13 protein-coding genes, 1 pseudogene and 1 riboswitch are annotated in these 13,925 nt (G+C 50.9%); of the genes and pseudogenes, 6 read left to right on the top strand and 8 right to left on the bottom strand.

The annotated features are described in order from the left end of the window. Window positions 1–115 precede the first annotated feature (115 nt). Window positions 116–295 (top strand): annotated as a pseudogene (locus AC3G3F_RS18465) (non-LEE encoded effector protein NleB); the annotation flags it as partial. Window positions 296–304: 9 nt separating this feature from the next. On the opposite strand, the gene AC3G3F_RS18460 reads toward AC3G3F_RS18465, so the two are convergent. Both AC3G3F_RS18460 and AC3G3F_RS18455 read right to left on the bottom strand, forming a co-directional pair. Then, complete coding sequence (locus tag AC3G3F_RS18460; protein ID WP_023248278.1) at window positions 305–721, bottom strand: CesT family type III secretion system chaperone; 417 nt, start codon at window positions 719–721, stop codon at window positions 305–307. Window positions 722–839: 118 nt separating this feature from the next. Next, entirely contained in the window at window positions 840–1,175 is a 336-nt protein-coding gene (locus AC3G3F_RS18455) for a hypothetical protein (RefSeq protein WP_053528859.1), read from the bottom strand. A gap of 613 nt (window positions 1,176–1,788) precedes the next feature. On the opposite strand from AC3G3F_RS18455, the gene yegS reads away from it, so the two are divergent. After that, window positions 1,789–2,688, top strand: a complete 900-nt coding sequence (gene yegS / locus AC3G3F_RS18450) for a lipid kinase YegS (RefSeq protein WP_053528858.1) — start codon at window positions 1,789–1,791, stop codon at window positions 2,686–2,688. 52 nt (window positions 2,689–2,740) lie between these two features. Here yegS and fbaB read toward each other — a convergent pair whose 3' ends face one another. Beyond that, a complete protein-coding gene (fbaB, locus tag AC3G3F_RS18445; RefSeq protein ID WP_000129590.1) occupies window positions 2,741–3,793 on the bottom strand; it encodes a class I fructose-bisphosphate aldolase in 1,053 nt (350 codons plus the stop codon). 253 nt (window positions 3,794–4,046) lie between these two features. Between fbaB and AC3G3F_RS18440 the strand changes: the two genes are divergently transcribed. Genes AC3G3F_RS18440 through AC3G3F_RS18430 form a run of 3 tightly spaced genes read left to right on the top strand, consistent with a single transcriptional unit; the run spans window position 4,047 to window position 7,281 of the window. After that, window positions 4,047–5,318: a nucleoside permease gene (locus AC3G3F_RS18440; protein ID WP_053528857.1), complete on the top strand. Its 1,272-nt coding sequence runs from the start codon at window positions 4,047–4,049 to the stop codon at window positions 5,316–5,318. After that, window positions 5,315–6,319: an ADP-ribosylglycohydrolase family protein gene (locus tag AC3G3F_RS18435; RefSeq protein ID WP_053528856.1), complete on the top strand. Its 1,005-nt coding sequence runs from the start codon at window positions 5,315–5,317 to the stop codon at window positions 6,317–6,319. The genes AC3G3F_RS18440 and AC3G3F_RS18435 overlap by 4 nt, the downstream gene beginning before the upstream one ends. Beyond that, window positions 6,316–7,281, top strand: coding sequence for a PfkB family carbohydrate kinase (locus tag AC3G3F_RS18430; RefSeq protein ID WP_053510420.1), 966 nt, complete (start codon window positions 6,316–6,318; stop codon window positions 7,279–7,281). The genes AC3G3F_RS18435 and AC3G3F_RS18430 overlap by 4 nt, the downstream gene beginning before the upstream one ends. Here the strand turns inward: AC3G3F_RS18430 and AC3G3F_RS18425 are convergent. The 3 genes from AC3G3F_RS18425 to thiM are packed head-to-tail and all read right to left on the bottom strand — an operon-like array spanning window position 7,255 to window position 9,623. Beyond that, window positions 7,255–8,001 (bottom strand): GntR family transcriptional regulator, encoded by a 747-nt coding sequence (locus AC3G3F_RS18425; protein ID WP_053510421.1) that lies wholly within the window; start codon window positions 7,999–8,001, stop codon window positions 7,255–7,257. The two genes, AC3G3F_RS18430 and AC3G3F_RS18425, sit on opposite strands and share 27 nt — an antisense overlap. A 36-nt stretch (window positions 8,002–8,037) precedes the next feature. Further along, window positions 8,038–8,838 (bottom strand): bifunctional hydroxymethylpyrimidine kinase/phosphomethylpyrimidine kinase, encoded by an 801-nt coding sequence (gene thiD, locus AC3G3F_RS18420; protein WP_023248284.1) that lies wholly within the window; start codon window positions 8,836–8,838, stop codon window positions 8,038–8,040. Continuing rightward, a complete protein-coding gene (gene thiM, locus AC3G3F_RS18415; protein ID WP_023248285.1) occupies window positions 8,835–9,623 on the bottom strand; it encodes a hydroxyethylthiazole kinase in 789 nt (262 codons plus the stop codon). The genes thiD and thiM overlap by 4 nt, the downstream gene beginning before the upstream one ends. Before the next feature lie 31 nt (window positions 9,624–9,654). Beyond that, window positions 9,655–9,751, bottom strand: a riboswitch (TPP riboswitch). Window positions 9,752–10,032: 281 nt separating this feature from the next. On the opposite strand from thiM, the gene rcnB reads away from it, so the two are divergent. After that, window positions 10,033–10,347: a Ni(II)/Co(II) efflux transporter accessory subunit RcnB gene (gene rcnB / locus AC3G3F_RS18410; RefSeq protein ID WP_048591779.1), complete on the top strand. Its 315-nt coding sequence runs from the start codon at window positions 10,033–10,035 to the stop codon at window positions 10,345–10,347. A 60-nt stretch (window positions 10,348–10,407) separates the two neighbouring features. Here rcnB and AC3G3F_RS18405 read toward each other — a convergent pair whose 3' ends face one another. Both AC3G3F_RS18405 and AC3G3F_RS18400 read right to left on the bottom strand, forming a co-directional pair. Continuing rightward, complete coding sequence (locus tag AC3G3F_RS18405; protein ID WP_053528853.1) at window positions 10,408–11,421, bottom strand: fimbrial protein; 1,014 nt, start codon at window positions 11,419–11,421, stop codon at window positions 10,408–10,410. 11 nt (window positions 11,422–11,432) lie between these two features. Next, the gene (locus tag AC3G3F_RS18400; RefSeq protein ID WP_053510425.1) at window positions 11,433–13,919 is read right to left on the bottom strand and encodes a fimbrial biogenesis outer membrane usher protein; all 2,487 of its coding nucleotides are present in this window, start codon (window positions 13,917–13,919) and stop codon (window positions 11,433–11,435) included. Window positions 13,920–13,925: the final 6 nt, after the last annotated feature.

Here is a 13,925-nt window from a genome sequence, read left to right as displayed (position 1 = left end):
CGTTAACGTTTAAAATCAGTGAATTAAATCAAGAACTGCTTTGTGAGAACTTACACAAAAAGTTTCCAGGTTGTTAAATTAAGGTTAAAAACTGATAATTTAAGCGTGTAAAGTTATGGCACGTTTTAATGCCGCTTTTACAAGGATTAAAATAATGTTTTCCCGGATTAGAGGTTTGATTTCATGTCAAAGTAATACTCAAACCATCACACCTACGCTCAGTCCACCTTCATCAGGCCATGTAAGTTTTGCTGGGTTTGATTATCCTCTATTACCACTAGATCACCAAACCCCCTTCCCACCGTCACGTATAATCGGTATCCAGAATTATTCCTTTATCCTGTAAAATGTGATACAAATTTTCCATTGACTTAATGACCACCTCAATTTCACACTCAAGTTTATCTACAGTACTTTCATTGAGTGAAAGATTGAGAGCCAGTAATAATGATTGTGAGTTATTCTCATAACACAAATGTGGTCCATTATTCTCTGCGAACCACAAATTAGCATTGAGAAACTCAAAAGCAAGATTATTATTATCCGGAAGCCTTCCGCAAAAACCGTATATCATTATATACTCGCTATTAGTACTTGACAGTAAGATACGGTAACAGTTATCTATAAGAAATGAGCATAACCTGTTTTCGTCAAAGACAATTGAATCTACATTTAATTTTAGTGAAAATTTTCTTAATAAGTGATCGGCTCTTGAATACATAACAACCTCATACTCTAAAAATTTCCATATAAGTCATAAGGCTCTGACCTGAGCACTTAAAACCATCGAATCATCTCCTGAATTCATCCTTTCTCTATGACTTGCTGTGTTTACACATTTATGGCCCGGCCGGTCGGGTTCTAACGGCATTTTCGCTAAGGTATAGTCCGGAGCATATTCCCATTAGACCAATACACCCCATGCCAAACGATGCGCCTAAAACCGTCAGGGCGGTAGTATATGTAGCACCGCTACTGACACTGGCGACAGCCCCTGAGCATACCCCACTGAAAATACCTGTAAACAATGCCGAGGTTCCCAGGCACATTAAACATCTGGGTTTATTGCCGTACGCGTGAAATTCAACGATTTCAGCTACTGGTTTTTCTTCATTACGCCGTTCAGAAGGAGGGAACAATGGCGTTTGCGCATTCACCGCTGGATTAACATTCATATAATTCCCCTTTCATTCTCTCTCTAAGTAGAAAACACTACATGTCAGTATGATTTCACTTATTGTATTTGTCAGAAAAGTGAAGCTCACAGCCCCTTTTTGGGTAAAAGTACGACAATAAGATACCTCTCTAAGCCATCATCTATATACGCTTTGTTTTATGGATAGCATAGTGAGCGTCTAATAGTGTGTCCTGGTTCTGCCAAAGCAGTCTAAGTAATATTTCGATTTTATGCTATTAAAAAGTATTTTTGGTAATAAATATCAGGTTATTATCTGATATTGTGGTGTTTGAATATTAATACTGATAACGGACGTATGGTCGTCTTGTTAATCCTCCGTTTCGTTATCAAAGGCGCTATATCGGAAAGCGTCTGACTGCCCCTTGTGGTTTTCTTGCACTACCACAAGCGATACTCAATGCGCATAACGGCATCTCTCTTGTCGCCATTTGCCTTAAACCATGCTTCGCTTACCGCTGCGTATACCAGGCAGAAAAACGGTAAAGCAATAAGTGCGCAACATTTCAATTTTCATCCTGTTCTGACCTCGCTTTCTCATTTCTGCTATACACTTTCTGGAGGTTGTTGTTCAACATATTAAGGCATAACGGATGGCTAACTTTCCCGCCAGCTTACTGATCCTCAATGGCAAAAGCGCTGATAATCAGCCGCTACGTGAGGCCATTACTCTACTTCGCGACGAAGGCATACAGATTCACGTTCGGGTAACCTGGGAAAAAGGCGACGCGCAGCGTTACGTTGATGAAGCCCGTAGGCTGGGCGTTGAAACGGTAATTGCTGGCGGCGGCGACGGCACCATTAATGAAGTATCTACCGCGCTCATCCAGATCCGCGACGGCGTAGTCCCCGCACTGGGCCTTTTGCCGCTCGGCACCGCCAACGATTTTGCCACCAGCGCCGGTATTCCTGAAGCGCTGGACAAAGCGCTGAAACTGGCGATTGCCGGAAACGCGATGGAAATTGATATGGCCCGGGTCAATGATAAAACCTGTTTTATCAATATGGCGACGGGCGGTTTTGGCACCCGCATCACCACCGAAACGCCAGAAAAACTCAAGGCCGCGTTGGGCGGCGTCTCCTATCTTATCCACGGTCTGATGAGAATGGATACGCTGAAACCTGACCGCTGCGAAATACGTGGCGAAAACTTTCACTGGCAGGGAGATGCGCTGGTGATCGGCATCGGCAACGGTCGTCAGGCCGGCGGCGGGCAGCAATTATGTCCCACCGCGCTGATTAACGACGGGCTGTTACAGCTACGGATTTTTACCGGCGAAGAGCTGCTGCCGACGCTATTTTCCACACTCACGCAGTCAGATGACAATCCGAATATTATTGACGGTACCTCGGCGTGGTTTGATATTCATGCGCCGCATGAAATCACGTTTAATCTGGATGGCGAACCACTCAGCGGACAAGAATTTCATATTGAGGTCCTGCCAGGCGCATTACGCTGTCGGCTACCGCCGGACTGCCCGTTGCTGCGTTAATAATACCTACCGCTGGCCGGATGCGCTAACATCCGGCTTTTCTTCGTTGGACTCAGGCGATGGTGACTTTGCTATCCAGATAGACATCCTGTACGGCATTAATCAACTTCACGCCATCAGCCATCGATTTCTTAAAGGCTTTACGTCCCAGAATTAACCCCATCCCCCCGGCTCGTTTGTTGATCACAGCGGTACGAACCGCGTCGCCGAGATCAGTGTCGCCGCCGTCCGCACCGCCGGAGTTGATAAGCCCGGCGCGTCCCATATAGCAGTTCGCCAACTGATAACGTACCAAATCAATCGGGTTATCGCTGGTCAGTTTGCTGTACACGCGGTCATCGGTATAGCCGAAGTTTACCGCTTTATAACCGCCGTTATTCTCGGCCATTTTCTGTTTCACAATATCCGCGCCAATCGTGGCGGCCAGATGGTTGGCCTGACCCGTCAGGTCAGCGGATACATGGTAATCAACGCCGTCTTTTTTAAAGGAAGAATTACGCAGGTAAGCCCACAATACGGTCACCATGCCCAGCTCATGCGCACGCTCAAAAGCAGCGGAGATCTCTTCAATCTGGCGACGAGACTGTTCCGAACCGAAATAGATCGTCGCGCCTACCGCCACGGCGCCCATATTGAACGCCTGCTCAACGCTGGCGTACAGGGTCTGATCATACTCCGTCGGATAGCTCAATGTTTCGTTGTGATTCAATTTGACCAAAAACGGAATACGGTGCGCATAGCGCCGTGAAACCGAGGCCAGTACGCCGTAGGTAGAGGCCACGCAGTTACAGCCGGCCTCAATAGCCAATTCAACAATGTTTTTTGGGTCAAAGTAGCGCGGGTTGGCCGCAAAAGAGGCACCGGCGGAGTGCTCCACCCCCTGATCGACAGGCAGTATCGAAAGGTATCCTGTTCCCGCCAGGCGTCCAGTATTATAGAGCGTCTGCATATTACGCAGAACGGCAGGTGGACGATTATTGTCAATCATCACCCGGTCAACGTAATCCTTGCCGGGAAGATAAAGCTGATCGGAAGGAATGGTCATACAACGATGCTGTAAAAGGCTGTCGGCGTCTTTGCCAAGCAACTGCGCAATATCAGTCATAGCTATGCTCCCGTAAGTTCCGATAGGGTATCGGAAGGTGAATAGTCCTGCCCCGCAGATTGCGGGTCGCAATAAGCCTGGTACTGACCGATCATTTTTGCCAACTTTAGCGCATTTTTTCGGCGCTATCTGCTGGCTCGATTCACGTACGAAAAAGTGTTAGATCGGTCAAAATTAATGCTCAATGGTATTTAAAAGGTATTATTAGATGGTATTGTCGTGGCGTACCTTACCTGTCATGAAGGATTCAAAAATGAAAACGACTTTTAAACTGTCATTCATGATGTTCGTGGAGTGGTTTATCTGGGGTGCCTGGTTCGTCCCCCTGTGGCTATGGCTAAATAAAAGCGGGTTTTCCGCCGGTGAAATAGGCTGGTCTTATGCCTGTACCGCCATTGCGGCGATCCTGTCGCCGATTCTGGTCGGCTCCGTTACCGATCGTTTTTTCTCGGCGCAAAAAGTGCTGGCGGTACTGATGTTCGCGGGCGCCGTACTGATGTACTTCGCGGCGCAGCAAACCACCTTTGCCGGATTCTTTCCGCTGCTGCTGGCCTATTCATTAACCTATATGCCGACCATCGCGCTGACAAACAGCATTGCCTTCGCTAACGTACCGGACGTTGAACGCGATTTTCCACGCATTCGCGTTATGGGTACCATTGGGTGGATAGCCTCCGGCCTCGCCTGTGGATTCCTGCCGCAAATGTTAGGCTATAACGATATTTCCCCCACCAACATTCCACTGCTAATCACCGCCGCAAGTTCAGCGTTGCTGGGCGTATTTGCGTTCTGTCTGCCAGACACGCCGCCAAAAAGCACCGGCAAGATGGATATTAAAGTGATGCTGGGGCTGGATGCGCTGGTCCTGCTACGCGATAAAAACTTTCTCGTTTTCTTCATCTGCTCCTTCCTGTTTGCGATGCCGCTGGCCTTCTACTACATCTTCGCTAACGGCTATCTGACGGAGGTGGGAATGAAAAACGCCACCGGCTGGATGACGCTCGGCCAGTTCTCTGAAATCTTCTTTATGCTGGCGCTGCCCTTTTTCACCAAGCGCTTTGGTATTAAAAAGGTATTATTGCTTGGTCTTGTTACCGCCGCGATCCGCTACGGCTTTTTTGTCTATGGCGGCGCGGAGACATATTTCACTTACGTCCTGCTGTTCCTCGGTATTTTGCTGCACGGCGTAAGTTACGATTTCTACTATGTCACCGCCTACATTTATGTCGATAAAAAAACGCCGGTTCATATGCGTACCGCTGCGCAAGGGCTTATCACCCTCTGCTGTCAGGGATTCGGCAGCCTGCTGGGTTATCGTCTCGGCGGTGTGATGATGGAAAAAATGTTTGCTTATCCGCAACCGGTTAACGGTCTGACATTCAACTGGGCGGGCATGTGGACGTTTGGCGCAGTAATGATTGCCATCATCGCGCTACTGTTTATGATTTTCTTTCGCGAATCGGACAAAGAGATCACTGCTATTGACGCTCGCGATATTGCGTTGACACAAGGGGAAGTAAAATGAAAGCAGAACGTATTCTCGGTGCTCTTTACGGGCAAGCGTTAGGGGATGCGATGGGAATGCCCTCCGAGCTGTGGCCGAGAACGCGCGTCAAAGCGCATTTCGGCTGGATTGACCACTTTCTGCCCGGCCCAGAAGAGAATAATGCCGCCTGCTATTTTAACCGCGCGGAGTTTACGGACGATACCGCAATGGCGATCTGCCTGGCCGACGCGCTGCTCGAATGCGAAGGCAACATTGATCCCGAGATTATTGGGCGTAACATCCTCGCCTGGGCGGAACGCTTTGATGCGTTCAATAAAAATGTACTCGGCCCGACATCAAAAATTGCGCTGAACGCGATTCGCGACGGCAAACCCATCGCGGCGCTGGAAAACAACGGCGTGACTAACGGCGCGGCCATGCGCGTTTCGCCGTTGGGCTGCCTGTTGCCGCCAACCAACCTGACAGCCTTTATAGCAGAAGTGGCGTTAGCCTCCAGCCCGACGCATAAATCCGATCTGGCGGTGGCTGGTGCCGTGGTCATCGCCTGGGCCGTCTCGCGAGCGGTTAACGGCGACACGTGGCAAAGTATTGCCGACTCGCTCCCCGCCGTCGCCCATCAGGCGCAGACAGCGCGTATTACCACGTTTAGCGCCTCGCTATCGGCACGTCTGGAACTGGCGCTAAAAATTGTCCGCCGCGCCGACGGCGTCGAATCAGCCAGCGAACAGCTATATCAGATCATCGGCGCGGGAACCAGCACCATTGAATCGGTTCCCTGCGCTATCGCCATGGTGGAGTTGGCGAATACCGATCCTAACCGCTGTGCCGTGCTATGCGCTAACCTCGGCGGCGACACCGACACTATCGGCGCGATGGCGACGGCCATTTGCGGCGCGTTACACGGGGTAAGCGCCATTAACCCCCAGTTAAAGCAAACGCTGGACGAGGTTAATAAGCTGGATTTTGCGCGCTATGCCGTTGCGCTGGCGAGTTATCGTCAACGGCGGGAGGCATTATGAACGGCGCACGGTTGCTGACATTATTACCTACCCTGCACACCCGGCGTCCGCTCACCGTTATCGGCGCGGCAGTGATCGATATCATTGCCGACGCCTGGACATTGCCGCGTCGCGGAGGCGATATTGAACTGCAACAACAGAGCGTCAATGTCGGCGGCTGTGCGCTGAATATTGCCGTGGCGTTGAAACGACTGGGGATTGACGCCAGCAATGCGCTGCCACTGGGCCAGGGCGTGTGGGCGGAGAGGATTCGCCGCCGTCTGGCAAAAGAGGGATTATCCAGCGTGATTGACGCGGTTGAAGGGGATAACGGCTGGTGTCTGGCGTTAGTCGAACCGGATGGCGAACGCACGTTTATGTCTTTTAGCGGCGTGGAAAATCAGTGGAATGCGGACTGGCTGTCGCAGCTCAGGACACCGCGGGGCAGTCTTGTCTACCTGTCCGGCTATCAACTGGCCTCGTCCTGTGGCGAACAACTGATCCAGTGGCTGGAAACCGTCGACGATGTAACGCCTTTTATCGATTTTGGCCCACGAATCGGTGATATTACAGACGATACAATGGCGCGCATTATGGCCTGCCGGCCCATCGTCTCCCTCAATCGCCAGGAGGCAATCATCGCCGCGGAACGCGTCGGGTTCGCGACCGGTACACGCCCTTTCGGCGAGGCATGGGTAAAACGCTTTTCCGCGCCGCTGGTAGTGCGCCACGATAAAGACGGAGCGTGGTATTTTAGCGCGCAATCTTCCGGCTTTGTGCCAGCGTTTCCGGCTACCGTGGTGGATACCATCGGCGCGGGCGACAGCCATGCTGGCGGCGTACTGGCAGGACTGGCGTCAGGCTGGTCGCTCGCGGATGCCGTGCTGCTGGGAAATGCGGTGGCAAGCTGGGTGGTCAGGCATCGCGGCGGCGACTGCGCGCCCACGCGCGAGGCGCTACTCCTCGCACACAAAAACGTATAGGTCGCTACGACAATAACTGATGCTGTATTCAATAGGCCGCTGCTGCTGATCGAACGCCACCTGCTTAATCACCAGCACCGGCACTTTACCATCCATTTGAATATGCGACTGAAACTCATCATCCGGCATCCGGGCGCTGACGCGAGATCGGGTACGCTGAGGGTAAATGTGCTGGCGACGAAAATAGTCATACAGAGAAATGCCAATCGCGTCGACATCATGAATCAGATGCGCGGGCACCCAGGACTCTTCAATCGATACCGCGTCCTCATCAACATAACGAATACGTTTGAGTAAAAAGACGTCGCTGCCTGTGGGGATCGCCAGATGCTGCGCGACCTCATCCGGACAACTTACCACGCGTTTGTTAACCCATAGCGTATCCGGTTTTTTACCGCGCAAGACAACCTGCTGAGAAAACCCCCGCGCCTCTTTCAGGGAATACTCAAAGATATTATTGATTTGCGTACCGTAGCCGCGGGCGCGCGTGACGACCCCCTCTTCTTCCAGCGCCTGCATCGCTTTCCGTACCGTGATACGCGAAACGCCGGTAAGCTGGCTGAGATCGCGTTCGCCAGGCAAAATATTACCGTGCTCAAGAATACCGCTGCGAACGGCATCCTTTACCGTCTGGGCGAATTTCATGTATAGCGGCGTATTATCCGCCGCTGAAATTCGTTCATTCAGTTGCGCGATGAGCCGGGTATGCGCTTGTTCCATTTATCTTTTCCTGACGACGGGTCTGTAGGCAGTATACTACCACCACGCGTGGAAATGATGTACCGGACCAATGCCCTTCCCCACTTCCAGCGTATCCGCCTGAGCCAGCGCCGCCGAAAGCCATGCCTTCGCCTCGTTTACCGTCTCTCCCCAACTGCAATGCCGGGGCCGTAACGCCGCCAGCGCCGCCGACAGCGTACAGCCCGTCCCATGCGTATTTTTGGTACTCACACGCGGCGCGCTAAAACGCTGCTCGCCCTCACGGGTAAAGAGCCAGTCCGGGCTTTGCGCATCCTCTAAATGCCCGCCTTTCATCAATACCGCCTCACACCCCATCGCCAGTAATGCCCGCCCCTGCGCCAGCATCTCCTGTTCCGTACGCGCATGGGGTGCATTCAGCAACGCTGCGGCTTCCGGCAAATTAGGCGTAATCAGCGATACCTGCGGCAACAGCCGGACGCGTAATGTTTCTACCGCGGAGGGCGAGAGCAGCGGATCGCCGCTTTTCGCCAGCATCACCGTATCCAGCACCACATTACGTACATGATGACGCTGTAGTCGTTCCGCCACGACCTCGACAATATCGGTTTCCGCCAGCATCCCGATTTTCGTGGTATCAATGCGCACATCGCTGAACACGGAATCAAGTTGAGCGGCGACAAAGTCCGGATCTATCCGGTACACCGACTGTACGCCACAGGTATTTTGCGCCACCAGCGCGGTAATGACCGAACAGCCATATGCGCCCAGCGCGGAAAAGGTCTTGAGATCCGCCTGGATACCGGCCCCGCCGCTGGGATCGGTGCCAGCAATCGTCAGCGCGTTAATTCTCTTCATTGGCGCGCCTCCACATCCAGATGATATAGCGCATCAAGAAAAGCCGGGATGAAGCTGCCCGGTCCCTCGCTACGCACTGCCGCGGCCTGGCCTGCCAGTTTCATCCAGCAGCAGGCCGACGCGACATTGTCCAGCGCGGCGCCCGGTAACGCGCAACTGGCGGCAACGACCGCCGACAACGCGCAGCCGGTGCCTACAATGCGAGTCATTAACGGATCGCCGCCGGGAATGCTCAGCGTGCGCTGACCGTTAGTGACGTAATCTACCTCTCCGGTGACCACAACGATGCAGTCTATCTGACGCGCCAGCGCCTGCGCCGCAGGCAGTGCGGCCAACGCCGCTTCAGTGGTATCTACGCCGCGTCCGCCCAGCGCCATGCCGGCTAACGCCAGGATTTCCGAGGCATTGCCGCGTATTGCCGCCGGGCGCAGGGACAAGAGCTCCAGGCAAAATCGCCGACGGAATTCCAGCGCGCCCACCGCGACAGGGTCGAGCGTCCACGGCGTTTTGGCATCATAAGCGCTTTCTACCGCAGCACGCATCGCGTCAGCACGTGAGGCGGTTAATGTTCCGACATTAACCAGCAAGGCGTTGGCGATGGCGGCAAACGGTCTGGCCTCGGCAGGATCAATCACCATAGCGGGTGACGCGCCCAGCGCCAGCAGCGTATTGGCGGTAAACGTTTGTACGACGTCATTCGTCATACAGTGCGTAAGCGGGGAGAGCGCGCGAAAGTGTTTTAACGTATGTGCCGCAAGCGTACGGCAGTGCAGGTCAGGCTGCATGGTTCAGCTCCTGCCCGCGTGAAGAAGGGACACGAGCAGTGTCAGACTTCCCTACGCTGGCATTATCCAGATCAGGTGGTACGGGTATTTCTCAGCCTTCATAAAGAAGGGCACCCCGAGTCGTGAAGCCCCGCCGTGTTAAGCGGGGTTTCGCTATTAAGCATACTGTCTGCGCCAGGCAATGTAAATTTACAGCCAGTGGCGGATGATAATTTCAGTGTTATCAGATAGTTCTCAAAACCTATTCGGTTCTGGCAAACTTGCTGCCGGATATGTTGCTGCACGACGCTTTCGTTTACACTTTTTACGAAAAGGGGCGTGAGATAACAAAATAGCGCTTGTCAGATGCGCCACCAGCAGAAATGATACACACGACGTTAACTGACCCGCATATGTGGAGGGTAAAAGTATGAAAAGTAAGTTGCTGCCTTGCGCGCTGTTGCTTGCAACCAGTTTTGCATGGGCCGCCCCCGCGACAACGGGCATTGATCAATATGAGTTAAAGAGTTTTATTGCCGACTTCACACACTTCAAGCCCGGTGATACCGTTCCGCAGATGTACCGCACCGATGAGTACAATATTAAACAGTGGAAATTACGTAATCTGCCCGCGCCGGATGCCGGTACCCACTGGACCTATATGGGCGGCGCGTATGTGCTGATTAACGATGCCGATGGAAAAATCATCAAAGCCTATGACGGCGAGATTTTTTATCATCGGTAAAAAAAGCACGTACTTTCTTGACGAAAGTACGTGAAACAGGGGAAATCATCATTACGCTAATTAGTCATAGGATACGGCAAATATAACTTTGCTTTGGACTTCGCCAGGCTGTAGTGCTTCCCCTGTTATACGCACGTATCTCGCGGTAATGGGGAAAGTATACTGATCATTGATTGTCGCCATTTTCGTTAACCTGCTCATCAGAGCATCACCCCGTTTTAACGGCGTGGCGGCGGTGCCGTTATAAATCTGGAAACCAACGCCTTGGGCGCCATTGGTTATCGTGTTTTTCAGTATCGTTCCGTTGTCGTTCCAGTTGCCGCGCGCCACGTTAAAACTCACCGGGTTGGTGGTAACATTATAAACCCCGTCGCAATTGAGTACCAGATTTGTCGATCCCGTTTTACTGTTATTGCCGGACAAAATCTCATTTAACGTCGTATCCGGCATTTTTATTTCATATGTAGGCTGTGAAAAACGACAGGTGGTGGGCTTGTGTTTGACGGTAAACGTCAAATATTGGGAGTAGGCATTATCATTGCTAAACAACCGCAGGGCAGAACACACTATCCACGCCAAAATATTTGAGTTACATGAATTATTAGATAAAAAATTAACCGCAGGCTTAGATAAGCTGAACGAATTACCGTATACTTTCTCGCCATTATCTGAACTATATGACATTGCGGCTACGTACGATGCTTTAAGGGTCATTTGTTTATTATTCAGAGTATCATCTACCGAATAATTTTTAACTGAGGCAATTCTATCACTGCCTGTATTAACAGGAAAATCTGAACTTTCAAGTGTCAGTTTGATAAAAATTGACTGACTACTGGCACTATCTTTTATTTCAACGATATAGTCTTGTAAACTTGTCGCATAGTACATTTTATCGCCTGTCGTATTGCAGTCAAATGATCCTTGTAAATTGGGATTAAAATTTACCGTTGTTGATCCCGTTGTTAAATCCAATGTAATAGGTTGCGTTGCGCTCGTAGTTCCTTTCGGCGTACATTTTGCTTGTCCCAACAGCGGGATTAATAGTAAAAACAAAAACCCATATTTTTTCATAAACGCATCCCTTATCGGCAAATATAGACTTTATTCTCATTAATCACCTTCTCAAAGGTGATGGTACAGAACTGCCTCTGCTGTTTATTCACCGCGACACGTACCGACGCGGGAATATCATTGGTGCGAATAAATAACCGACTACCCTGACCTACGAGGCCGACGTTATTACCCGCGTTATCTTCTACCTCATAGCCGAACGATAAAGGAGAACCATCCGGACGCCGGGCGAGGAAGTACCAGGGTTTACGTCGATCGGTCTCAAATTCCGCCAGTACCACCGCGCCACGATAAGGCACTGCACCCTTGCGGTTGCCCAATAACGCAACATCGCTATCACTGTTGGAAAGATCCAGCATCAGCATATTTTCGCGATACGGCGTTAAGCTGTCATAAATAGCGTAGCCTTTGCTGTCCGTGGTTAAGTACCGATGGCCCTGCACCGCTGCGCCCTGCAGTCCCGGCGCGTTAACAATGGCAAAAGTATCCGACAACCGGGGAGCCAGCGCCACGCCGTCGGACCACGCCACGATACCGCCCTGAATATTGCCGCTGGCCTGCTGGTATTTATTCGACTGGCTGTAACTGCCGCCCACCGTCGCTATCGGCGCACGCCAGACCAGACTGCCGCCCGCTGTTGTCTCACTACCCTGTCGCTGGTGGCTCAGATTAGCGCCATAGCTAAACTGATCGCGGTTCCCCGCCACGCCGCTTAAACTGGTGTTATTCGATTGATAACCGTCATCATCGAACGTTGTTGAATTAGAAACGAACAGATCGCGCCGCGGGGTAGAAATACCGTCGCCCCATGAGAACGGAATCGAGATATACAGGTTAAAACGCTTATCCTCATGGTGATCCTCATCATATGTCTGGCTAACGGATAAGGTATAGCTAATACGTTGCCAGGAGTTTGAATAACTTAATTGATAATCTTTACCGGTTCCGCTGCGTCCCCAATAATCGCGCCACAGGCCGCTGACCGCCAGAAATCCCCAGTTGGCAGGTAATGCCTGATTGATATTAAGTGAAAAACTGTTCTTCCGACCAAAATCGTTCTGATAATAGTCGGCAATGTCATACACATCATTTTCATCGCGCTGGTAATTATTTTTATTATTCGCCCATACGTGATCGTTAAAGGTTCGATAATCCCGTGACGAATAACGCCAGGCTGCCAAAGCAAACTGCGTTCCGGTCTGCGCAACATATTTATTCCACTCTACCTGAAAACTCTGCCCATCAAAAACATCACCATTATCCTGTTCGCTATGTGAGCGCGTGGCGTCTACCGATACCGCGCCAATCAGCGTATTCCAGCCAGTACCGAGTACAAATGCAGAGTAATTATCCGACAACATTGTCCCGCCATATATCGTCAGCAAATTATTCAGACCGTACTGGTAGCTACCTTGTATAAAATCAGACTGATTACTCGCGCCTTCGATATGACTACGTCCCGCAGCAAAATCATATTTCGACACGCCCGCTTGCAACATATTCGGTACCGATGAATAAGGTACCAGATAATGTGATACTGAACCGTCAGCTTCTTTTACGCTAACATCCAAATCCGCGCCGCCGCCAGCAAGCTGCAAATCATCAATAGCGAATGGACCGGGAGGGACCTCTTTCTGATAAATAATAAAACCATTTTGTTCAATAGATACCAGCGCGTTGCTCTGAGCAATCCCACGCACTACCGGCGTAAAGCTCTGTTTCGAGTTTGGTAGCATTTGCATATCGCGCCAGATACGCACGCCGCGAAAACGCACGGCGTCAAAGATGTCCGACCCGGTATACATATCTCCGGCGCGCAGCGTGCCGAGAATCTGCGGAATGCCGCGTTCCAAATACAGGGTGTTACTTTTCCACTGGCCGCTACCCTCGTTGCTTTTTGTATAGTTGGCATTGGAATGCAGTTGCCAACTCAGCAGGTTTAATCCGCTATTCAGGCTCACATAGCTGCTTTTATCATCGCCGCCATGTTTATAATTACTGTAATACTGGCTGGCATAATAAGAGGTATAAAAAGCGTTAATCCCACGATCCCAGGTTTCAGGCGGCATATAACCTGGCTCATATTCATTCACATATGCCTGCGGTACGCGTAAATTCAGCATAAACTGCCCGATATCATAGTCAATGCTGCCGCCCTGTACCGCCGCACGCAGCGGTACGCAATCCACATTTTTATCTGCTTTAATATTGTCGGTACGAATACCAATTTGCTGTAACTGCGCCCAGGTTAAGCATGTCGCGTCCGGATCGGCTTTAATATTGATTTCGTAATGACCGCGCCACTGATTATTCAGATAAACATCCATTTCATACATGCCGGGCATGGGCTTATCGCCATCAATCTGATAACGGGAAATCTTTTCGCCATTTAATCCACCAATCATAAAGTGGGTATCAAACGTTTCTTCTTCCGCCCATACGGATGAAGTTACCAGCACTGACAATATGGCCAGCGTAATGGAGTTTATCTTTGACATAATCAG

The sequence above is a fragment of the Salmonella sp. FC25216 genome, from assembly GCF_057751355.1.
The sequence above is the reverse complement of the archived record's forward strand: the minus strand, read 5'-3'. Positions and strand labels throughout refer to the sequence as shown.

Coding starts and splice junctions, on each gene's coding strand:
- thiD (WP_023248284.1), bottom strand. CDS start 8,838: ATGAAGAGAATTAACGCGCTGACGATTGCTGGCACCGATCCCAGCGGC.
- AC3G3F_RS18430 (WP_053510420.1), top strand. CDS start 6,316: ATGAACGGCGCACGGTTGCTGACATTATTACCTACCCTGCACACCCGG.
- AC3G3F_RS18425 (WP_053510421.1), bottom strand. CDS start 8,001: ATGGAACAAGCGCATACCCGGCTCATCGCGCAACTGAATGAACGAATT.
- AC3G3F_RS18435 (WP_053528856.1), top strand. CDS start 5,315: ATGAAAGCAGAACGTATTCTCGGTGCTCTTTACGGGCAAGCGTTAGGG.
- AC3G3F_RS18455 (WP_053528859.1), bottom strand. CDS start 1,175: ATGAATGTTAATCCAGCGGTGAATGCGCAAACGCCATTGTTCCCTCCT.
- fbaB (WP_000129590.1), bottom strand. CDS start 3,793: ATGACTGATATTGCGCAGTTGCTTGGCAAAGACGCCGACAGCCTTTTA.
- AC3G3F_RS18440 (WP_053528857.1), top strand. CDS start 4,047: ATGAAAACGACTTTTAAACTGTCATTCATGATGTTCGTGGAGTGGTTT.
- yegS (WP_053528858.1), top strand. CDS start 1,789: ATGGCTAACTTTCCCGCCAGCTTACTGATCCTCAATGGCAAAAGCGCT.
- thiM (WP_023248285.1), bottom strand. CDS start 9,623: ATGCAGCCTGACCTGCACTGCCGTACGCTTGCGGCACATACGTTAAAA.
- AC3G3F_RS18460 (WP_023248278.1), bottom strand. CDS start 721: ATGTATTCAAGAGCCGATCACTTATTAAGAAAATTTTCACTAAAATTA.
- rcnB (WP_048591779.1), top strand. CDS start 10,033: ATGAAAAGTAAGTTGCTGCCTTGCGCGCTGTTGCTTGCAACCAGTTTT.
- AC3G3F_RS18400 (WP_053510425.1), bottom strand. CDS start 13,919: ATGTCAAAGATAAACTCCATTACGCTGGCCATATTGTCAGTGCTGGTA.
- AC3G3F_RS18405 (WP_053528853.1), bottom strand. CDS start 11,421: ATGAAAAAATATGGGTTTTTGTTTTTACTATTAATCCCGCTGTTGGGA.